General features: G+C 68.6%; 21 protein-coding genes and 1 other RNA gene. 13 read left to right on the top strand and 9 right to left on the bottom strand.

Annotated elements, in window-relative coordinates; translation table 11 throughout:
* Positions 1 to 2 precede the first annotated feature (2 nt).
* Positions 3 to 1340, bottom strand: a complete 1338-nt coding sequence (locus tag HF995_RS07640) for a glutamine synthetase family protein (protein ID WP_168447220.1) — start codon at positions 1338 to 1340, stop codon at positions 3 to 5.
* 94 nt (positions 1341 to 1434) lie between these two features.
* On the opposite strand from HF995_RS07640, the gene HF995_RS07635 reads away from it, so the two are divergent.
* Positions 1435 to 3075, top strand: coding sequence for an NAD+ synthase (locus HF995_RS07635; protein WP_168447219.1), 1641 nt, complete (start codon positions 1435 to 1437; stop codon positions 3073 to 3075).
* A gap of 55 nt (positions 3076 to 3130) precedes the next feature.
* A complete protein-coding gene (panB, locus tag HF995_RS07630) occupies positions 3131 to 3976 on the top strand; it encodes a 3-methyl-2-oxobutanoate hydroxymethyltransferase (RefSeq protein ID WP_168447218.1) in 846 nt (281 codons plus the stop codon).
* A gap of 63 nt (positions 3977 to 4039) precedes the next feature.
* On the opposite strand, the gene HF995_RS07625 is transcribed toward panB, so the two are convergent.
* The gene (locus HF995_RS07625) at positions 4040 to 4999 is read right to left on the bottom strand and encodes a DUF6636 domain-containing protein (protein WP_168447217.1); all 960 of its coding nucleotides are present in this window, start codon (positions 4997 to 4999) and stop codon (positions 4040 to 4042) included.
* Positions 5000 to 5003: 4 nt separating this feature from the next.
* A complete protein-coding gene (locus HF995_RS07620) occupies positions 5004 to 5204 on the bottom strand; it encodes an SPOR domain-containing protein (RefSeq protein ID WP_350308779.1) in 201 nt (66 codons plus the stop codon).
* 57 nt (positions 5205 to 5261) lie between these two features.
* On the opposite strand from HF995_RS07620, the gene map reads away from it, so the two are divergent.
* Complete coding sequence (gene map, locus HF995_RS07615) at positions 5262 to 6137, top strand: type I methionyl aminopeptidase (protein ID WP_168447215.1); 876 nt, start codon at positions 5262 to 5264, stop codon at positions 6135 to 6137.
* Positions 6134 to 6901 carry a polyphosphate--glucose phosphotransferase gene (gene ppgK, locus HF995_RS07610; protein ID WP_168447214.1) on the top strand — a complete coding sequence of 256 codons (768 nt, stop codon included), beginning with the start codon at positions 6134 to 6136 and terminating at the stop codon, positions 6899 to 6901. The genes map and ppgK overlap by 4 nt, the downstream gene beginning before the upstream one ends.
* Before the next feature lie 59 nt (positions 6902 to 6960).
* Here ppgK and HF995_RS07605 read toward each other — a convergent pair whose 3' ends face one another.
* The 3 genes from HF995_RS07605 to HF995_RS07595 all read right to left on the bottom strand — a co-directional run bounded on the left by HF995_RS07605 (position 6961) and on the right by HF995_RS07595 (position 8720).
* The gene (locus HF995_RS07605) at positions 6961 to 7338 is read right to left on the bottom strand and encodes an STAS domain-containing protein (protein WP_286189401.1); all 378 of its coding nucleotides are present in this window, start codon (positions 7336 to 7338) and stop codon (positions 6961 to 6963) included.
* A 118-nt stretch (positions 7339 to 7456) separates the two neighbouring features.
* On the bottom strand, positions 7457 to 7813 hold the full coding sequence (locus HF995_RS07600) for a DUF2510 domain-containing protein (RefSeq protein ID WP_168447213.1): 357 nt from the start codon (positions 7811 to 7813) through the stop codon (positions 7457 to 7459).
* Positions 7814 to 8441: 628 nt separating this feature from the next.
* Positions 8442 to 8720, bottom strand: a complete 279-nt coding sequence (locus HF995_RS07595; protein ID WP_168447212.1) for a hypothetical protein — start codon at positions 8718 to 8720, stop codon at positions 8442 to 8444.
* An 82-nt stretch (positions 8721 to 8802) separates the two neighbouring features.
* Here HF995_RS07595 and HF995_RS07590 point away from each other — a divergent pair, with 82 nt between their 5' ends.
* From HF995_RS07590 to dnaN, 5 genes are all read left to right on the top strand, one after another.
* Positions 8803 to 9897 carry a type I restriction endonuclease gene (locus HF995_RS07590; protein WP_168447211.1) on the top strand — a complete coding sequence of 365 codons (1095 nt, stop codon included), beginning with the start codon at positions 8803 to 8805 and terminating at the stop codon, positions 9895 to 9897.
* Between the two features lie 106 nt (positions 9898 to 10003).
* A complete protein-coding gene (locus HF995_RS07585; RefSeq protein WP_168447210.1) occupies positions 10004 to 11275 on the top strand; it encodes a replicative DNA helicase in 1272 nt (423 codons plus the stop codon).
* Between the two features lie 235 nt (positions 11276 to 11510).
* Positions 11511 to 11732 (top strand): hypothetical protein, encoded by a 222-nt coding sequence (locus HF995_RS07580; protein WP_168447209.1) that lies wholly within the window; start codon positions 11511 to 11513, stop codon positions 11730 to 11732.
* Complete coding sequence (locus HF995_RS07575; RefSeq protein WP_168447208.1) at positions 11729 to 11932, top strand: hypothetical protein; 204 nt, start codon at positions 11729 to 11731, stop codon at positions 11930 to 11932. The genes HF995_RS07580 and HF995_RS07575 overlap by 4 nt, the downstream gene beginning before the upstream one ends.
* A complete protein-coding gene (gene dnaN / locus HF995_RS07570; protein WP_168447207.1) occupies positions 11929 to 13023 on the top strand; it encodes a DNA polymerase III subunit beta in 1095 nt (364 codons plus the stop codon). Before HF995_RS07575 ends, dnaN begins: the two co-directional genes overlap by 4 nt.
* Here the strand turns inward: dnaN and HF995_RS07565 are convergent, their stop codons facing one another.
* The gene (locus tag HF995_RS07565; RefSeq protein ID WP_168447206.1) at positions 13024 to 13326 is read right to left on the bottom strand and encodes a hypothetical protein; all 303 of its coding nucleotides are present in this window, start codon (positions 13324 to 13326) and stop codon (positions 13024 to 13026) included. It lies immediately after the preceding gene.
* Positions 13327 to 13495: 169 nt separating this feature from the next.
* Between HF995_RS07565 and HF995_RS07560 the strand changes: the two genes are divergently transcribed.
* The 3 genes from HF995_RS07560 to HF995_RS07550 all read left to right on the top strand — a co-directional run bounded on the left by HF995_RS07560 (position 13496) and on the right by HF995_RS07550 (position 16354).
* Positions 13496 to 13720: a hypothetical protein gene (locus HF995_RS07560; RefSeq protein WP_168447205.1), complete on the top strand. Its 225-nt coding sequence runs from the start codon at positions 13496 to 13498 to the stop codon at positions 13718 to 13720.
* Between the two features lie 296 nt (positions 13721 to 14016).
* Positions 14017 to 14457: a hypothetical protein gene (locus HF995_RS07555; RefSeq protein WP_286189399.1), complete on the top strand. Its 441-nt coding sequence runs from the start codon at positions 14017 to 14019 to the stop codon at positions 14455 to 14457.
* 412 nt (positions 14458 to 14869) lie between these two features.
* Positions 14870 to 16354, top strand: coding sequence for a phage terminase large subunit family protein (locus HF995_RS07550; protein ID WP_168447203.1), 1485 nt, complete (start codon positions 14870 to 14872; stop codon positions 16352 to 16354).
* Positions 16355 to 16496: 142 nt separating this feature from the next.
* Here the strand turns inward: HF995_RS07550 and HF995_RS07545 are convergent, their stop codons facing one another.
* Complete coding sequence (locus tag HF995_RS07545; RefSeq protein WP_168447202.1) at positions 16497 to 16877, bottom strand: hypothetical protein; 381 nt, start codon at positions 16875 to 16877, stop codon at positions 16497 to 16499.
* Between the two features lie 214 nt (positions 16878 to 17091).
* Here HF995_RS07545 and HF995_RS07540 point away from each other — a divergent pair, with 214 nt between their 5' ends.
* A complete protein-coding gene (locus HF995_RS07540; RefSeq protein ID WP_168447201.1) occupies positions 17092 to 18573 on the top strand; it encodes a hypothetical protein in 1482 nt (493 codons plus the stop codon).
* 81 nt (positions 18574 to 18654) lie between these two features.
* Here the strand turns inward: HF995_RS07540 and rnpB are convergent.
* Positions 18655 to 19025, bottom strand: an RNA gene (rnpB, locus tag HF995_RS07535) — RNase P RNA component class A.
* Positions 19026 to 19116 lie beyond the last annotated feature (91 nt).

The following is a 19116-nucleotide window of genomic DNA, read 5'->3' as shown; positions in this document are numbered from 1 at the left end:
CGTCACAGGACCGGCAGGAACCGGTCCAGCTCGAACTGCGTCACCTGCGAGCGGTAGACGTCCCACTCCTGGCGCTTGTTGCGCAGCACGTAGTCGAACACGTGCTCGCCAAGCGTCTCGGCGACAAGCTCGGACTGCTCCATGAGCTCGATCGCCTTGTCGAGCGACTGCGGGAGCGGCTTGATGCCCGCCGCCTTGCGCTCCGCGTCCGTCAGCTCCCAGACGTCCTCCTCCGACCCCTCGGGGAGCTCGTAGCCCTCCTCGATGCCCTTGAGGCCCGCGGCGAGCAGGAGTGCGAACGACAGATACGGGTTGGTCGCGGCGTCGAGCGCGCGATACTCGACGCGCGACGAGTTCGTCTTGCCAGGCTTGTACATCGGTACGCGCACGAGCGAGGAACGGTTGTTGTGGCCCCAGCAGATGTAGCTGGGCGCCTCGGCGCCGCCCCACAGGCGCTTGTACGAGTTCACGTACTGGTTGGTGACGGCGGTGATCTCGGCAGCGTGCGTGAGCAGCCCCGCGATGAACGACCGGCCTGTGCGGGAGAGCTCGTACTGCGCGCCCGGCTCGTGGAACGCGTTACGGTCCCCCTCGAAGAGCGACAGGTGCGTGTGCATCCCCGAGCCAGGGTGCTCCGCCATCGGCTTCGGCATGAACGACGCGAACACGCCCTGCTCGAGCGCGACCTCCTTGATGACCGTGCGGAACGTCATGAGGTTGTCTGCGGTCGTCAGCGCGTCCGCGTAGCGCAGGTCGATCTCGTTCTGCCCGGGCCCGGCCTCGTGGTGCGAGAACTCGACGGAGATGCCCATGGACTCGAGCATCTGGATCGCCGCGCGGCGGAAGTCGTGCGCGTTGCCGCGCGCGACGTGGTCGAAGTAACCCGCCTGGTCGACCGGGACGAGCGGGTCCTTCGGCGACGCCTGCGGCCGGAACAGGTAGAACTCGACCTCGGGGTGCGTGTAGAAGGTGAAGCCCTTGTCAGCCGCACGGTCCATCGCGCGCTTCAGCACGAAGCGCGAGTCGGCGAGCGAGTGCGTGCCGTCCGGGTTGAGCAGGTCGCAGAACATGCGCGCCGTGCCGTTGCGCTCACCGCGCCACGGGAGCACCTGGAACGTCGACGGGTCAGGCCGGGCGATCATGTCCGCCTCGTAGACCCGCGTCAGCCCTTCGATCGCGCTGCCGTCGAAGCCGATGCCCTCCGCGAACGCCTGCTCGAGCTCCGCCGGCGCGATCGCGACCGACTTGAGCATCCCGAGCACGTCCGTGAACCAGAGACGGATGAACCGGATGTCTCGCTCCTCGACGGTGCGGAGCACGAAGTCCTGCTGCTTGTCCATGGACCTATCCTGCCTGAACTCTTGTTTCATCCGGATGACCTGCTCGGGTGTCGCCGCGGGCTCGCGCCCACGCCGAACACTCTAGGCTGAACTTATGGCTGAACTGCGTATCGCCCTCGCACAGATCGACACGTGCGTCGGCGACCTGACCGGCAACGCTGCGGCGGTCGCCGACTGGACCCGGAAGGCGGCGGACGCGGGCGCCCGGCTCGTCGCGTTCCCGGAGATGACACTGACGGGCTACCCGATCGAGGACCTCGCGCTGCGGGCGTCGTTCCAGCGTGCCGCTGACAGCGCCGTGCGCGCCCTCGCGACCGAGCTCGCCGAGACGGGTCTCGGCGACGTCACCGTCGTCGTCGGCTCGGTCGGCACGGGTGGCGGGAGCCGCCCGACGAACCGCGCCGTCGTGCTGCGCGGCGGAGAGGTCGTCGCGCACTACGACAAGCACCACCTGCCTAACTACGGAGTGTTCGACGAGGCACGCATCTTCGTGCCGGGTGAGGAACCCGCGGTCGTCGACGTCGACGGTGTGCGCGTCGGGCTCGCGATCTGCGAGGACATCTGGCGCGAGGGCGGGACCGTCGAGCAGCTCGCCGAGCACGGCGTCGACCTGCTTCTCGTCATCAACGGCTCGCCGTACGAGGAGGGCAAGACGCACCTTCGCCTCGAGAGCGCGGCCGCGCGCGCCGCGCAGGTCGGTGCGCCCCTCGCGTACGTCAACATGGTCGGCGGTCAGGACGACCTCGTGTTCGACGGCGGCTCGTTCGTCCTCGACAGCGACGGCACGGTCCTGGCGAGCGCCCCGCAGTTCGTCGAGCACCTGCTCGTGTGGGACGCGACGACGACCGGCGCTCCACAGCCTGGTCCGCAGGTCCAGGCGCTCGACGCCGACGAGGAGGTCTACCGGGCTCTCGTCACCGGGCTGACGGGCTACGTCCGCAAGAACGGCTTCCGGTCGGTCGTGCTCGGACTGTCGGGCGGCATCGACTCGGCGCTCGTCGCCGCGATCGCTGCCGACGCGATCGGTGGCGAGAACGTCGTCGGCGTCGGCATGCCGTCGCGCTACTCCTCAGACCACTCGAAGGACGACGCCGCGGACACGGCGAAGCGCATCGGCGCGGACTACCGGGTCGTGCCGATCGGACCGATGGTCGACGCGTTCGAGAGCAACCTCGATCTCGAGGGGGTCGCCGCCGAGAACCTCCAGGCGCGCATGCGCGGCGTCACCCTCATGGCGCTGTCCAACATGGAGGGCCACCTCGTCCTCGCGACCGGCAACAAGTCTGAGCTGGCCGTCGGCTACTCGACGATCTACGGCGACGCCGTGGGCGGGTTCGCGCCGATCAAGGATGTCGACAAGTCCCGCGTGTGGGCCCTCTCCCGGTGGCGCAACAACCACGCGATCGACCGCGGCGAGATCCCCCCGATCCCCGAGAGCTCGATCACGAAGCCGCCGTCTGCAGAGCTTCGCCCTGGCCAGGTCGACCAGGACAGCCTGCCCCCGTACCACCTGCTGGACGAGGTCATCGACGCGTACGTCGAGCGCAGCGAGGGGCGCGCCGAGCTGCTCGCTCGCGGCTTCGACGCGGACGTCGTCGAGCGCGTCGTGTCGCTCGTCGACCGCGCCGAGTGGAAGCGTCGGCAGTACCCGCCGGGCCCCAAGGTGACGGGAGTGGCTTTCGGCCGTGACCGCCGCCTGCCGGTCACGAACCGGTGGCGCGAACCCGCCGAGTGACGCCCCCGGACCCCCGAACCCAGCACGCCTGCCGAAAGACCCAGGAGCCATCAGGATGACCACCCACACCCCTGCCGAGCAGCCCCAGCACGCGGCCGCACCCCGTCGCGTCCGCGTGCACCACCTTCGCGAGGCCAAGTCGACCGGCCGCCAGCTGACGATGCTCACCGCCTACGACGGCCCGACCGCCCGCATCTTCGACGCTGCCGGCGTCGACATGCTGCTCGTCGGCGACTCGATCGGCGACAACATGCTCGGCCACGACACGACCATCCCGGTGACGGTCGACGAGATGGTCGTCGCGACCCGCTCGGTCGCCCGTGCGACGGCGCGGGCGATGGTCGTCGCGGACCTTCCGTTCGGCTCCTACGAGGCCTCCCCCGCACAGGCTCACGCGACGGCGGTGCGGATGCTCAAGGAGGCTGGCGCGCACGCCGTGAAGTTCGAGGGTGGCCGTCGCGTCGCCGCGCAGGTCGAGCTGTTGTCCGGCGCCGGCATCCCGGTCGTGGGCCACCTCGGCTTCACGCCGCAGTCCGAGAACATGCTCGGCGGCAAGCGCATCCAGGGCCGCGGGCACGAGGCCGCTGAGCGGCTCAAGGAAGACGCCCTCGCCCTGCAGGAGGCTGGCGCGATCGCGATCGTCCTCGAGATGGTCCCCGCCCCGGTCGCTGCCGCGATCACCGAGATCCTCACGATCCCGACGATCGGGATCGGCGCGGGCTCGGAGTGCGACGGCCAGGTGCTCGTGTGGACGGACATGGCGGGCATGGGTGACTGGTCGCCGCGCTTCGCCCGCCGCTTCGGCGAGGTGGGCCAGGCGCTGCACGACGCCGCGGCGAGCTTCGTCTCCGAGGTGCAGTCCGGGGCGTTCCCGACCGCGGAGCACTCGTACGACAGCTGAGCGACCGCTGGCACGCCGACGGCGCGGTACCCGCGAGGGTCCCGCGCCGTCAGCGTCTGCACGTCAGAAGAGGAGGTACGCCTCCGAGCGGAGCCAGAAGCCGTGTCCCGTCGCGTCCTCACGGCAGGCGACACCCTGGGGAGACGCCGCGCACGAGAAGCCTCCGGCCCGTGTGCTCTCGCCGTACCCGAGCACGGCCGGCATCTGGGGCAGCTCACGCTCACCCGCGCACACCGCCTGCGCGCCCCCTGCGGTGACCTGCATCGCGAGGGCCCAGCCGGCGTCGCACCCTTCGGGCGCGTCGCTGCGGTCGTACACGGCCGCCGAGATGTCGCAACGCGCCTGGCCGCCCGCGATCGTGCACACCACGTTGCCGGACGGCAACGCGAACGCGGCCACGTCCGACGTCGCAGCCTCGCCCACGAGCAGCTCGGGCGGTACGGCGGCGGCGAGCTCGTTGCGCTCCTGTGCGGCGTCGACGGCGGACCGCAGGCCGCCGTTGCGCACGTGCGCTTCAAGGACCCCCTGCACCGCAGCCGGGACGTTCGTCGCGGTGACGGCCTCGGTCGCGTAGACCGAGCCGCAGCGCACGGCGAGCTCCTCGAACGGGACGCCGACGAGCGGCTCGACCGCGCCGTCGGCGATCCACCTGTCGGGCGTGAGGGCTGAGGTCGCGAGAGTGACGATCGCCTGGCCGTCGCCGGCCGCATCGTTGCACGCGCTCGCCGTCGCATGGCCCTGTGCGGCGACGACTGCGGCGCCGAGGTCACCGGACGCGGCCGCGAGCGACGTCGCCGCGTCGGCCACCTCGCCGACGCCCTCGGCTGCGGCCTCGGCCCCGGGGGCCTGAGCATCCGCGGCGGCGTCGTTCCCGTCGCGCGGCGCACGCCAGAGGAGCACCGCTGCGACGACGACGCAGACCACGACGACGAGCGACGTGAGGAACACCGCCGTCGCGACGATCGGGCTCGGACCTCGCGGCACGACGGCGCGCTGCTGGCCCGTGCGGGGGCCACGAGTCATGGTGTCAGGCATCGCCGTCCCGTTCCGCCGCTTCACGGCGATCCTCTGCGTCCCACGCGTCGGAAGCCGCGCGCGCCTTGTCGAGCGCGTGCTCCGCCTCCTCGCGGGTCTTGTACGGTCCCATCCGCGTCGACCAGGCGCCCTGCTTGCCCTGCGTCACCTGTCCGGTCGCGGTGTCGAAGTAGTACTCGCCGTCGTCGGCCACCACATCTCCTTCGGCTTCCCGGCACGAACTCGGTCGCGACAAAAGTACACTTCAACCATGCCCACGACGACGCGCCACACCCGAGACCCGCTGCAGCCGGGGGTGGTCAGCGCCCCGCGGGCGGTCCCGGCGGGCATCGCTCGACCGGAGTACGTGGGCCGTCCGGGGCCCGCACCGTTCTCGGGCTCCGAGATCAAGACGCCGGAGACGATCGAGCGCATCCGCGTCGCCGCGCGGCTCGCCGCCCAGGCGCTGCAGACCGTCGGCGGGGCCGTCGCACCCGGCGTGACCACTGACGAGCTCGACCGGATCGGCCACGAGTTCCTCCTCGACCACGGTGCGTACCCGTCGACGCTCGGCTACCGGGGCTTCCCCAAGTCGCTGTGCACGTCGCTCAACGAGGTCATCTGCCACGGGATCCCCGACTCCACGGTGCTCGCCGAGGGCGACATCGTGAACATCGACGTCACCGCGTTCATCGGTGGTGTCCACGGGGACAACAACGCGACGTTCGCCGTCGGGGAGATCGCACAGGAGGACGCCGACCTGATCGAGCGCACCCGTGAGGCGCTCGCCCGCGGCATCGCGGCGGTCAAGCCGGGCCGCGAGGTCAACATCATCGGCCGGGTGATCGAGAAGTACGCCGCTCGATTCGGCTACGGCGTGGTCCGGGACTTCACCGGGCACGGCGTCGGAGAGTCGTTCCACTCCGGGCTGATCATCCCGCACTACGACTCGGCCCCGGAGTACTCGACCGTGATCGAGCCAGGCATGGTCTTCACGATCGAGCCTATGCTCACTCTCGGGACGCACGAATGGGTCATGTGGGACGACGGCTGGACCGTCCTCACGAAGGACGGGTCCCGTACGGCGCAGTTCGAGCACACCCTCCTCGTCACCGAGACCGGAACGGAGATCCTGACTCTCCCATGAGCACAGACCTCGAGCACGAGATCGCGTTCGGCATCGACATCGGTGGCAGCGGCATCAAGGGTGCCCCGGTCGACCTGCGCACCGGTGAGTTCACGGCGGAGCGGCTGCGCATCCCGACGCCGGGCGTCTCGACGCCAGCAGCCGTCACCGCGGTCGTCCGCGAGCTCGTCGACCACTTCGACCTTCCGGCCGCCACTCCCGTGGGTGTCGCGTTCCCGGGGCCGATCCACCACGGCCGCATCCGGTTCATCGCGAACCTCGACGAGTCCTGGGCGGGGATCGACCTGGACAACCTGCTGGCCGCGGAGCTCGGCCGTCCGATCCGTGCGGTCAACGACGCGGACGCGGCAGGCTTCGGCGAAGCGCTCTACGGCGCCGCCGCAGGCGCGAAGGGCACGATCCTCGTGACCACGCTCGGCACGGGCATCGGCTCGGCGATCATCGTGGACGGTCACCTGCTGCCGAACACCGAGCTGGGTCACATCGAGATCGACGGATTCGACGCGGAGTCCCGCGCGGCCGACTCGGCTCGCACGCGCGAGGACCTGTCGTTCCCGCAGTGGGCGGAGCGCCTGCAGCGTTACTACGAGGCGGTCGAGATGCTCTTCTCCCCCGACCTGATCGTCGTGGGCGGTGGCGTGTCGAAGCACCACGAGAAGTTCCTGCCGCTGCTCGAGCTGAGCGCACCGATCGTCCCGGCGCAGCTGCGCAACCGGGCGGGGATCGTGGGTGCTGCGGCGCTCGCGGCGGGACGCGACCTCTAAGCACGAACGACGAAGCGCGCCCGCCGGGTATCCCGGCGGGCGCGCTCCTGTCGTCTGTATCAGCTCGCGAGGGTGGTGCGGCCCTCGGGAGCCGGGTCGCCGGTCAGGCCGAGCAGCTCGGCGATGCCGAGCATCTCGATGACGTCGCGGACGAGCTGAGGAGGCTTGCGGACGACGACGTCGATGCCCTCGTCTGCGCCGATCGTGCAGAACTGCACGAGGAACGCGATGCCGGTCGAGTCCATGAACGTCACGGACTCGAGGTCGATGACGACGGGGAGCTCACGCTCGAGCGCGCTCGCGAGAACCCCGCTCGCCTCGCTCCGCAGCGCCCCATCGATCTCGCCCCACAGGACGACGCGGCTCTTGACCTCGGACAGCTCCATGTTGATGCCGCCGACGGGATCCCCGTTCCGGCCACCATGTTCGTCGCTCATCACGAGCCCCTCTTCCTCTGATTGCGCACCGCAAAGCTGCGGACTCGGCCGAGTCTCACTCTCGCACAGCCTTTCAACGCCCGCACGACAAGATCTTTGCGTTGACCAGAACCGCTGGTTACCTGGCTTCTGCGGTCTCGGACGCTCCGGCGGGCGCGTCGACGCGAGCACTCGCGCGCCAGGTCGCGTCGACCTGGACCGCCATCGCACGAGCACCGCACAGCGCGACCACGAGCGCCGCGATGCTAGAAACACCCGACGCGGAGAGGAGCGTCGGGCTGTCGATCGCCGAGGCGACGAGGCTGAGCACGAGGCTCCCGACGAGGAGGCCGATGGCCCACGTGAAGAACGGCACGCCGCTCAACGTCCCGGGACGGCGCCTGCTCGCGGCCCAGCGCGTCCCGTCGCTGTAACGCTCCCGGTCCGGGTTGGACGGGTCGTCGTGCCAGCCGCGCGCGGCAAAGGTCTCGCTCATGTGGATCTCCCCTGGTCATCGCGCCCTGGCGCGCCCTGTACTGCCGTCACGGTAGCGGGGCGCAGCAGGCGCGTCCACGGGGCGGCGGGCGATGAAGTGCGGAAGAGCCGGACTGCGTCTCGCGCGGATGGCCAGTTCCGCGGGCGCCGCGCAGGCGCGCTGTGACGACCACACTGGCGCCCAGCCAGCGACGTTGTGCACCTCGACCGCATCAGCGCATCGGTCGAAGTGATGGCTGCCACCTGACACGCCCTTGGGAGCCGTCACACGAGGCAGGTGGCGAAGAAGGGCCCAGCCTCCCCTTCCATCCACTCGATGTCGATGCTCGCAAGCGAGCGCCCGGGGAGGCTGAACGGGACGTGAAACGGCAACCCTTCGAGCGGTCTTATGGCTACCGGCATCGCCACCTGCGCATTCACCGCCCCCCTGCTTGCTACTACTGAAACTCAGCACGTTCGCGGTATTGTCTGTCGATAGGTTCAGGAGCATCCGACCGTGCTTTTCAGTCACCGGCCGCCAATTGACCCGGCGCGCCGGAGGCTGCCGTCCTCGCGCAGCTCTACCCTCCGGGAGCCCCTCACGCCGCCCTGGCCGACGCCAGTGTTGGCGCGGGCGTTCTCGACACTCTTCACCTCCTCCAGCCCGTCCCTGTGGATCTTCCCTGGAAGAACGCGACTAGCGCGACGAGCGTCGCGATGAGGCCTCCAACGGCGCTAATCCAGTTCGGGATGGCCTCCCCCCACACGCTTATCCCACCTACCCCGAACTCGACGTCGTATCGCACCATGCCTCCTGCTTGTGGAGCGCCCGTGCGCTCGACGAGGTCGAGCCTCCCAACCCTGAGAGTTGCTGTCACGCAGGGCGCACCCGCTCGGCGGTCCCGGAGCCTTATGTTGGCTTCCGACATGACGTCGGCCCAGATGCCTTGAATCGCGCCACGACGCCGATAGGCTCACCGCAACACAGGGACCAACAATCAAGGGGATACAGTGGACATCGCGGACCGGCTCGCGTCACTCGCAGCCAAGATCGAGCAGCAGAAGCCCTCCATCCAGACAGAGGAGGCGACCAAGAACGCGTTCATCATGCCGTTCATCTCCCTCGTCCTCGGCTACGACGTCTTCAACCCCCAAGAAGTCGTCCCGGAGTTCACCGCGGACGTGGGCACGAAGAAAGGCGAGAAGATCGACTACGCCATCGTCAAGGACGGCGAAGTCCAGATCCTGATCGAAGCGAAGACTGTCGGTAGCCCACTCGGCATCAACCACGCCTCGCAGCTCTTCCGCTACTTCGCGACCACTAACGCCCGCATCGCAATCCTCACCAACGGCGAGCAGTTCCACTTCTTCACCGACCTCGACCGGCCGAATCGCATGGACGACAAGCCGTTCCTCCAGCTCGATCTGTCAGACCTTGACGAGACCCTCATCCCGGAGGTCCAGAAGCTCACCAAGGACTCGTTCGACCTCGACTCCGTCGTCAACGCTGCCGAGGAACTCAAGTACATCGGAGCACTCAAGCGGGTCTTGGCGGGGCAGTTCCGTGATCCGGACGCCGAATGGGTCAAGGCCCTCACTGCCCGCGTCTACGACGGCTCCTACACGCAGAAGGTCCGTGAACAGTTCTCCACCCTCGTCCCGAAGGCGATGAACCAGTTCCTCGCAGACCAGGTCAACGACCGCATCAAGGCCGCGCTCGGCGGGCAGCGCTACCCGGACACCACGACCGCTCCCATGACCGGCACTGCTGCCGCAGAACAGGCCGTTGACGCCGAGGACGCCAGGGACGACCGGGGCATAACAACGACCATCGAGGAACTCGAAGGGTTCCAGATCATCCGCGCCATCGCATGCAGTGAGGTCCCGCCGGCCCGTATCGTGCACCGCGACACCAAGAGCTACATGGGCATCCTGCTCGACGACAACAACCGCAAGCCGCTCGCTCGCCTGCACTTCAACACGTCGCAGAAGTACCTCGGCCTGTTCGACGAGGCGAAGGTGGAGACGCGGCACCCGATCGACTCGCTCGACGAGATCTACGCGCACGCGGAGCACATCAGGAAGACAGCGCACTACTACGACTGAGAGTCATTGGGTTCAGAGTAGCCCTCGGCAGCAAGACGCCGAGGACTACTCTTTGCCCCCTTCACACCCGTGATAACACGATGCCGACCGTGCGAGAGCCCCCCACGTGCCAGCCCCGGCACCCGAACGCGCCCTCATCGGAGCGGCGCTCAACCAACCCCGACCAGAAGCCCTCCGCGCCGTCCAGCCAGACGACTTCTACCTCCCCGCACACGAGACCATCTGGGCGGCCATCCGCGACCTCGACGAAGCAGGCACCGCGATCGACGCGGTGACCGTGGTCGACCACCTCAAGACCCGCGGCACCCTCGCTTCCGTCGGCGGCCTGCCATCCATCGCCGAGCTCATCACCGAGGGCAGCAACCCGGCCGCCGCGACGTCGTACGCGCGGATCGTCGTCGAGAACGCCGCCCGCCGACGCCTCACGACCGCAGGCACGCGCATCGCCCAGATCGCCGAGTCCGGTGAAGGCAACGTCGGCGACCTGGTCGGTATCGCCCTCGCCGAGATCGAAGCCTCACACCGACCAACCGGCACCCAAACCACGACCCTCGCAGAAGACCTCCTCGCCGCCGTTCTCGACGACCTCGACCCCGAAGAAGTCGCACCCGGGATCGCATGGCCCTACGCCGACGCCGCGCGACTCCTGCACCCGATGCAGCCCGGCCAGCTCGTCATCGTCGGCGCCCGACCACGCATCGGAAAGTCCGTCACCCTCGTGGACCTAGCACGCCACGCAGCCATCCACCAGGACAAGACCGTGGTCCTGCACTCCCTCGAGATGTCCGCGGTCGAGCTAATGAAGCGCCTCCTCGCAGCCGAGGCCCGCGTCACGATGGACCGGATGATCTCCCGCGACTTGCGCGACGACGACTGGCATCGCATCACCGAAGCCGGCCTGCGCCTGCGAGGAGCACGCCTGCACATCGTTGATGACGGACAGTCCACCCTCGCCGACCTTCGCGCGTCCGTGAAGAAGCATCGGCCGGACCTGCTGCTACTCGACTACGTCCAGATCGCCCAGGTCCCCAAGGCTGAGAACCGCCGCCTCGCCATTGAGGAGTACACGAAGGGCCTCAAGCGCCTCGCGCAGGCGGAGAACCTCACCGTGGTCACGGCAGCGCAGCTCGCCCGACCAGAGAAGGGCCGCGCCGTCGACAAGGCGCCGACGATCGCGGACCTTCGCGAGGCTGGCGGGCTCGAGCAGGACGCGGACACGGTCATCCTCCTGCACCGCCCAGACGCCGTCGACCCCGAGCACGCCCGTGCCGGCGAGGTGGACTTCGTCGTCGGCAAGCAGCGCAACGGGCCCGGCGGGACCATCCACCTCGCGCACCAGATGCACTACTCACGGATCGTCGACATGGCCCACCAATAACGTGACACGGAATCCGATTCCGTGACACGGAATGACACCCCCTCCCCGACCATCGCCGGGTGGCACGAACCCCCGAGGGCGCCCAACCCCACACCACGTTCCTCAACGTCCGCCTCACCGAAGACGGACGTCGCATGGTCGACCTCGCACGCGGACAAGCATCCGCCTCCACCTACGTTCGCCGCCTCATCGCCGAGGACTGCGAACGCCGTCAGATCACCCTCGAGGAGCCCCGATGAGCCACTGCATCTGCGGTGCGCGCAAGACCCGCACCGGCCTGTGCACGCACTGCGACTTCCCACCCGTCAGCGGAGGCTGCCCCGTCGGCTGCACACGATGCCGCGAACGCGACTCGCACTGCCCGGTCTGCCACGTCAGCTTCGAGACCCGCACCGCCAGCATCGTGCACGAGTTCCAGTGCCGGCAGGCCGAGTCGCAGCGCGCGGGCCTGCCGTGACCGCCGTCGTGATGTTCTACGCGCTCGTCACCCTCATGTGGGCCGCAGCGATGCTCTGCGCCGCCAGACTCGCCCACCTCGAGCACCGCCCCACCGACCTACGCGCCGCCCTCCTCGCCACCGCCCTCGCGTGGACGTGGCCCCTCATCCTCACCACAGGCCTGACCTGGTACGCCCTCAACCGAAAGCGAATCCCGTGAAGCTCACCATCCCCTCCGACGTCCTCGCCGACGCTGTCACCTGGACCGCCCGCACCATCCCGGCCCGCCCCGCAGCCCCGGTCCTCGCAGGCATCCTCCTGACCGCCGACGGCTCCACGCTGACCCTGTCCGCGTACGACTACGAGACGTCCACCACGACGACCGTGACCGCCAACGTCACCACCCCGGGCACGGCGCTCGTCTCCGGGCGGCTCCTCGCCGACATCGTCAAAGCGCTCCCGGGCAAGCCTGTCACCCTCGAGGTCGACGGCGGCCTCTCGATCCGCTGCGGCGCATCCCGCTTCCGCCTCCTGACCATGCCGCACGACGGTTACCCCGCCCTCCCGGCCGCGCCCGCGAGCACCGTCACCCTCGACGGTCACTCCCTCGCCCACGCCGTCTCCCAGGTCGCCGTCGCAGCATCCCGCGACGACACCCTGCCCCTCCTCACGTGCATCAAGGTCGAAGCCACCCCCGGCAAGGTCACGCTCCTCGCCACCGACCGGTACAGGCTCGCCCTGCGCGAGCTCGCACACGACGGTGACCTCGACGGTGAATGGCTGCTGCGCGCCCGCACCCTCACCGAAGTCACCAAGACGACCGCAGGCCCTGTCGGGTTCGCCACCTCTGACCAGCTCGCCGCGTTCACCACCGGCGCCCGCACCCTTACGTCCCTGCAGGTCGACGGCGACTACCCGCCCGTCCGCCGTCTCTTCCCCGACGACACGCCGATCACCGCTCGGGTGAACGTCGCCGACCTCACCGCGGCGGTCAAGCGCGTCGCCCTCGTCGCTGAACGCAACACCCCCGTCCGTCTCACCTTCGACACGAACACCCTCACGCTCACCGCAGGCACCGGAGACGACGCCACCGCCACCGAAGAATTCCCCGCCACCCTCGTTGGCGCCCCGATCGCCGTCGCGTTCAACCCGACGTTCCTCATCGACGGCCTCACCGCCCTCGACACCGCCACCGTCGAGCTCGGCTTCACCCACCCGAACAAGCCCGTCGTCTTCACCGGCGTCACCGCAGACGGCGACCTCGTCAACGCATACCGGTACCTGCTCGTCCCCATCCGCTTCGCCGGGTGACTACCCGAACACCGCATCCCACAAGGCGAAGCCAGCGCCCATAAGCAGCGAAGCCCAGGCCCGCAACTCCCACTGCGTGCGCTTCCACGCACCACGCTCCCGTGGGCTCGTCGCAACGATCTCCTTCACCAGACGACGGTGCCGGATCCATCGAAGCGGACGCCACCACGGAACCTCCGACCGCAGTTCGTCTACGGCGAGCGCGTCACTCATCCAGCTCGCGGTAGTCAACGCGCGCAACGCGAGAGCCGCTTGCGCACCAGTACCGAAGATCACGAGCGATGCTGCGAGAGCGGAGACCATGCGGCGACACTAGCGGCAGGCGAGCCTCACGCCTGACCCTCGCCGCGCCCATCCCCTGGTCCCTGCATCGTCGCCGTAGCCACCCGAAGCAGTAGGTGCCGTGACAGCGCCTCTCCCGCTACGTTGGCGTCACGCCCAACGACGGGCACCGACAGACAGGGGAACCGCCATGGCAACGATCAACCTCTCAGACCTCAACGCTGCGCATCTGGGGAAGCTGACCACCGTCACTCACCCCGACGGCACCTCCATCACCGGCCGCATCACCCAGATCAACCATGAAGACGAGCGGATCGCCAACTCCAGACCCAAGACCGAGATCACGCTCTACGCCGCAGGCCACGAGATCGACGTCGACTCGCGAGGACGCACCACCATCGAGATCACCGACTGACACCCCACACCGGACACTCCCCCCAACCCCACACCACGGGGTCGGGGGGGGAGTTCCGCATTCTGTGACACGGAATCCCCATGAAGGCCATTCCGTGTCACAGAACCTCATGAAGGGACCCGAGCATGGCGCAGCGGTGCACGGCGAAGGCGAAGAGCACGGGTGTGCAGTGTGCGCGGTATGCGATTGAGGGTGCGTCGACGTGTCGTGTGCATGGGTCGGGGTCGCGGAAGGCGAAGGCTGCGGCTGCTCGTCGTGTGGAGGAGGCGAAGGCGGCTCGCGAGGCTGAGAAGGCCGTGACTACGCTCGGCCTGTCTCGGGACGTGTCGCCGTCGGAGGCGCTGCTCGAGGAGGTTCGCTGGACGGCCGGGCATGTGGACTGGCTGCGCGACCGTGTGCGCGAGGTGGAGCGCGACGAGCTCGTGTGGGGCAAGACGAAGTGGAAGCAGACGGACTCCGCTGACGGCCCGATCGAGGAGACGGTGGAGACGGCGTCGACGTCGGTCTGGTACGACCTGTACGAGCGGGAGCGCAAGCACCTTGTCGCCGTGTGCACGGCGGCGTTGCGTGCTGGCGTGGAGGAGCGTCGCGTGCGTCTGGCTGAGGCTCAGGGTGAGCAGGTGGCCGCGGTCATCAAGGCGATCCTGGGTGATCTGCAGCTGACGGCGGCACAGCAGGAGCGCGTCGGCGAAGTCGTGCCTCGGAGACTTCGGCTCCTGAGTGGCGGGCATGGATGACCCCTAGCGCCTTGCTTCGACGTCTCATGCTCAGCCACAGTCCAACTGCCGGTAGAACTACCCCCACTGAGGCAAGCCCAGCCAGGCAGAGAGATCCGTCCTCCGCCACCCAAAGCAGCACAACGTACCCCACGCCCAGCGTGATCACAGCCAACTTGGCTTGCCGGGTGCTCCGATCAACGTCAGGATCGACAAGGGCATCGATGCGACCCTCGATACTGCCGAGGAGTTTTTTGCGCATCGACGACTTACGAGGGAGAGATCTCGCTATAGCTAGGTCCTTCTCGAGCAGTTTCCGTTGCGACAAGCCATCGAAGGACCCTTGGAGGATCACCGCGAAGGTCGCGATCCCCCCCAGCGCGCTTGCGATTGCCCTAATCTCGTCCGCGGTGGTCATGGTGGGAGACTACCGGTGATCGCTTCCTGGGCGGAGCATGCCGCACGCCTGTTCGAGCCCGCACCACCACCTCGCTGGGACACCCCCGGCGACCTCGCGGCATTCCTCGACCCCAAGACCCGGCAAACCCCCGCGCTCGACGTCATCGACGCCGCACTCGTCCGCGCGTTCAACACCCCTGACTCACGACTCGTCATCTCCATGCCCCCGCAGGAAGGCAAGAGCCAACGCGCCTCCCGCCGCTTCCCCCTCTGGGCCCTCACCCAGAACCCTGACCTGCGCATCGCTGTCGCCTCGTACGAAGCGAACATCGCCCGCAGGTGGGGTCGCGCCATCCGCGACGACATCACCCAGCACGCCCGCGACCTGAACCTCTCAGTCCGTCCGGACCTGTCCGCGCAGCACGAGTGGCAGCTCGACCAGCACGACGGCGGCGTCTTCACCGCTGGCGTCGGCGGAGCCATGACCGGACGCCCCGTCGACCTCCTCCTCATCGACGACCCCGTGAAGGACCGCGAACAGGCCGACTCCCCCACCTTCCGCGAGAAGGTCTGGGACTGGTGGACCGACACCGCCTCCACCCGCCTCGCACCCAGCGCGCCCGTCATCCTCATCCTCACCAGGTGGCACGAGGATGACCTCGCCGGCCGCCTCCTCTCATCGGAAGACGGGCCACGCTGGGACGTCGTATCCATCCCCGCACAGTGCGACGACCCCGCCACGGACCAGCTCGGCCGCGAGGCGGGTGAGTTCATGTTGTCCGCCCGAGGGCGCACCCGCGAGCAGTGGGAGGCGATCAAGCGCAACGCCCCCACTCGCACGTGGGCTGCCCTGTACCAGCAGCGCCCCACCCCCGCCGAAGGCGCCGTCTGGAAGTCCCCGTGGATCGAGTCCAACCGCGGCAAGACCGGCGAGATCCATCACGACCTGCAGCGCATCGTCGTCGCCGTCGACCCCGCCGCCACCTCCAAGAAGACATCGGACATGACGGGCATCGTCGTCACGGGCATGGACTCGCAACGCCGCGGCTGGGTCCTCGACGACCGCACCCTCCGCGGCTCCCCTGTCGAGTGGGGCTGCGCCGCCTGGGACGCCGTCCTCGACTGGAACGCCACCGACATCGTCGTCGAGGACAACCAGGGTGGGGAGATGGTCCTCGAGGTGCTCAACGCCGCCTGGCGCGTCGTCACCGAACGCAGGAACACGCGCAGGCTGATGCCGCGCATCCAGCGCGTGCACGCCGTCCAGTCCAAGCGCACGCGCGCCGAAGCGATCGCCGCCCTGTACGAGACGGGGCACGTGAAGCACGCCGCCGACGGCACGGACCGCCTGTCGAAGCTCGAGGATCAGATGCTCACGTGGACGGGTGAGGGTGCGTCGCCGGACCGTGTGGACGCGCTCGTGCACGGGCTGACGGTGTTGTTCCAGCCGCATCACACCAAGGTCAACCCCGCGCGGAAGGCCGGAAGTGGGCGGTGGGGGGGTATGCGCGGACGCTAGTCCCGCTTTCGCGTCTCCGTGCCCTTCGAGCCTTCCCTGAGATTGGTGGGCCGCCAGGGGAACTTCGAGGGTGGCTTTGGCTTCTCGGCAGGCTTCTTGCCGTTGGACTTTCCGCCGCCTGTACTTTTCGACAAGGCCCCTCCTAGGAGATCCAGGTAACAACGGCAAGCGAGACAATGGCGGCTCCGAGGCATGCCACCGAGATGCTGACCAGGTCGAGGGTCGCGGTGTTGCGGGTCCGTTGCTGCACGAGCGGCGCATGGTCCCGAGTTGGCCCGAGGAGGAGCTCGCTCAGGAGGCATTCCTTGATCGCGGCGGTCGCCTCCATGTCCCGCTCTAGGTCGCGCCACGCGTCAATGTAGTTGTCGTAGTTGAGGTGGTTCGCCCGCCGAGGCAGTAATGCCCACACGGCCAGCGCAAGCGAGAAGAAGTGCCAGAAGGCCGGGATCCAATCGAGCCCAGAAACCCCGAACGATCCGTCGTCCTCGATCAGTAGCGCCAGGAGGAGGCCGTTCGTGGCCAATACTCCTAGCCCCAGCTCTCGAGCGCGCGATCCACGCTCTACCTCCAAGCCCCATGCCCACCTGAGGTGCTCCAACAGGGCGTCGACATCCTCCGCGCGGCGCCTCTGCGCTCCCTTCCCCATGCCCCTGTTTCGACTTCCTTGGGCGCTCACTTGAGTGACATGCCGCAACCAATACTCCTGAGACTCAGCATCACGCGATGGAGGCCACCCGGTGCAGCCCTACCTGAACGACCAGTACGCGCCCCTCGCGCACATCCCCGAACTCCGCGGCCACGAAGCCCTCCCCGGCAAGACGTGGATCGACCAGACCGACCGACGACGCCTCGCCGCATACGGAGTCCTCGGCGCCTACCGCACCAACACCCGCCGCTTCCACCTCCCCGAAAGCGTCTGGCAGGCAGGCGACGACTCCGACGCAGGCGGCAAGAACGTCCGCGAACACGGCGACCCATCCCTCCTCATCGACACCGCCCGCGCCCTCCTCCTCGGCGATGAGCAGACCGTCACCCTCGACGACACCGCCCCTGACGCGTTCGTCGACTGGCTCACCGACTGGGCTGACGCGGAGCGGCTCACGCAGAAGCTCCTCGAAGGCGAAGAGCACTCGATCGGCGACGGGGATGGCGTGTACGTCCTCGGCTGGTCCCCCACCAAGCATCGCCCCCGCCTGCGCGTGTTCGACCCGGGCTTCTACTTCCCCGACACCGAGAACCGTGCCCGCGTCGCAGGCTGGGAATACGACGAATACCCCGCCACCGTCCACCTCGCCTGGGAATGGAAGGACGAGACCGGTACGACGTGGATCCGCCCCCACACGTGGCAGCTGCGCAAGACCGAAAAGCCGTGGACGCCCCCGTACGGCGGGACGGCGGACTGGGTGTGCCTGTACCGAGTCGTCGACTACGACACCGCGGACCTCCTATCCGACGTCGACGTGTACTCGCCCGACCTCGCCCGCAAGGCCGGCACCCGCCCCATCACCACCCCATCCGAAGGCCTGGCGGATGGCTGGGTGAACCTCGGGATCGACTTCATCCCCGTCGTGCACGTCCCCAACGACCCCTCCACCACCAGGACGTTCGGCAGGTCCCTGCTGCTGCGCATCGCGCATATCCTCGACGACCTCGCCAACACCGACACCGACCTGGCTGCGGCGTCGCAGAGCGCCAACCCGAACATGGTCTACTCGGGCGCCGGCACACCGGAGAACACACCCGTCGGCGGTGCGATCGGCCTCCCCGAGAACGCCACCGCCGCGTTCATGGACACGTCGAAGAACCTCACCGCCCTCACCGGGCACGTCGACACACTCCTCGACCGTCTCGCCGTCAACGCCCGCCTCGCCCAAGCACTCCTCGGCCGCGTCCATCCGAACGACGTCCCCTCCGGGTACGCGCTCGAGCTCGGGTTCGCCCCCGCGAAGAACCTCCTGCGGGAGATGCGCACCGTCCGCGACGAGAAGTACCCCCTCCTACTGCGGTTTGCGATGCGTCTCGCCCAAGTCGGCGGTGTCCTGCCCGCGGGTGAGGTGCCGCGCGCGACGATCGAGCTCGGGTCCGCTCTCCCCGCTGACCTGCCGGCCGCGATCGCCGCGGTGAAGGACCTCCTGCAGATCCAGGCGATCTCCACGGCGAGGGCGGTGGATTTTGCAGACAGCTGGCCTGCCCGGTCAAGGATGCGACTGCGGAGGTAGGCCAAGTACCGCGCGCACTACGCTGAGGCACCCATCGGTCAGTGGGACTACGGGATCGTGTCTCGCGGCCGGCACAGAGTGCGGATGAGTCGGTCTGTACGCCGGGTTCTGTCCACGGGCGAGTTGCCTCGCTCCGATGGGCGGCCATCCATCTACGACGTACGTTGCCGCACGCCTCCAGCGACCTACCCGGGTGCTCGGGCGAGCAGCCCTCGAACGCACCCTGTCTGGTCTTGCTCCAGGTGGGGTTTACCTAGCCGCGACGGTCGCCCGCCGCGCTGGTGGTCTCTTACACCACCGTTTCACCCTTACCCGTCCGAGGACGGGCGGTCTGCTCTCTGTGGCACTTTCCCGCGGGTCACCCCGGGTGGGCGTTACCCACCACCTTGCTCTACGGAGCCCGGACGTTCCTCGGTGCACCAGAGGTGCAACGCGGCCGCCCGACCGACTCATCCGCCTGGCAATCGTACCGTCGCACGGGGCTGCGTCCGACACGGGTGCGACGTCGGTCACGGTGGGCGTCCAGCGCCCGGGCCGGCGCGA

The sequence above is a fragment of the Sanguibacter hominis ATCC BAA-789 genome, assembly GCF_012396185.1.
GTDB lineage: Bacteria > Actinomycetota > Actinomycetes > Actinomycetales > Cellulomonadaceae > Flavimobilis > Flavimobilis hominis.
This window is presented reverse-complemented; position numbering and strand designations above follow the sequence as displayed.

What these genes read in the sequence shown, in the direction of transcription:
- HF995_RS07640 (WP_168447220.1), bottom strand. Translation starts at nt 1,340, where the DNA reads ATGGACAAGCAGCAGGACTTCGTGCTCCGCACCGTCGAGGAGCGAGAC.
- map (WP_168447215.1), top strand. Translation starts at nt 5,262, where the DNA reads ATGCCCACGACGACGCGCCACACCCGAGACCCGCTGCAGCCGGGGGTG.
- HF995_RS07560 (WP_168447205.1), top strand. Translation starts at nt 13,496, where the DNA reads ATGGCAACGATCAACCTCTCAGACCTCAACGCTGCGCATCTGGGGAAG.
- HF995_RS07625 (WP_168447217.1), bottom strand. Translation starts at nt 4,999, where the DNA reads ATGACTCGTGGCCCCCGCACGGGCCAGCAGCGCGCCGTCGTGCCGCGA.
- HF995_RS07580 (WP_168447209.1), top strand. Translation starts at nt 11,511, where the DNA reads ATGAGCCACTGCATCTGCGGTGCGCGCAAGACCCGCACCGGCCTGTGC.
- HF995_RS07595 (WP_168447212.1), bottom strand. Translation starts at nt 8,720, where the DNA reads ATGTCGGAAGCCAACATAAGGCTCCGGGACCGCCGAGCGGGTGCGCCC.
- HF995_RS07600 (WP_168447213.1), bottom strand. Translation starts at nt 7,813, where the DNA reads ATGAGCGAGACCTTTGCCGCGCGCGGCTGGCACGACGACCCGTCCAAC.
- HF995_RS07635 (WP_168447219.1), top strand. Translation starts at nt 1,435, where the DNA reads ATGGCTGAACTGCGTATCGCCCTCGCACAGATCGACACGTGCGTCGGC.
- ppgK (WP_168447214.1), top strand. Translation starts at nt 6,134, where the DNA reads ATGAGCACAGACCTCGAGCACGAGATCGCGTTCGGCATCGACATCGGT.
- HF995_RS07605 (WP_286189401.1), bottom strand. Translation starts at nt 7,338, where the DNA reads ATGAGCGACGAACATGGTGGCCGGAACGGGGATCCCGTCGGCGGCATC.
- HF995_RS07565 (WP_168447206.1), bottom strand. Translation starts at nt 13,326, where the DNA reads ATGGTCTCCGCTCTCGCAGCATCGCTCGTGATCTTCGGTACTGGTGCG.
- panB (WP_168447218.1), top strand. Translation starts at nt 3,131, where the DNA reads ATGACCACCCACACCCCTGCCGAGCAGCCCCAGCACGCGGCCGCACCC.